Raw genomic sequence first — 440 nt, forward strand, 5'->3', positions numbered from 1 at the left:
GGATTCGCGCCTTCTGGCCGACCTGAGTCAGCGCCCGGCGTCGGGCTTGGGCGCTGCCTGCCAGAGCACCTCGGCGACCCGCGTGCGGCGGGCGATCAGCCGGGCGGCGACGAACAGCAGGTCGGAGAGTCGGTTGAGGTAGGCGAGGGGCACCGCGCCGAGCGGTTCCACGGCATTCAGCGCCTGGCAGCGGCGTTCCGCGCTGCGTGCCTGGCTGCGGCACACGTGGGCCTGGGCGACCAACGCCGAACCGCCGGGCAGGATGAAGTTCTCCAGCGGGCCGACCTCGGCGTTCCAGCGGTCGATGGCCGCTTCCAGACGCTGCACCTCGGTTTCGTTCAGGGCCTGGTAGGCGGGCATCGCCAGCTCGCCGCCGAGGTCGAACAGACGGTGCTGGCAGGGCTCGAGCACTTCGATCAGCTCGCTGAGACCTGGCCATT

General features: G+C 70.9%; 1 protein-coding gene. It reads right to left on the reverse strand.

Going from position 1 to position 440, the window contains the following annotated elements:
• Positions 1–27: 27 nt before the first annotated feature.
• Positions 28–440: cob(I)yrinic acid a,c-diamide adenosyltransferase (locus tag K5Q99_RS22105; protein ID WP_220778154.1), on the reverse strand; the 413-nt coding region annotated here is incomplete at its 5' end.

The organism is Shewanella hafniensis (assembly GCF_019655335.1).
Classification (GTDB): Bacteria; Pseudomonadota; Gammaproteobacteria; order Enterobacterales; family Shewanellaceae; genus Shewanella; species Shewanella hafniensis.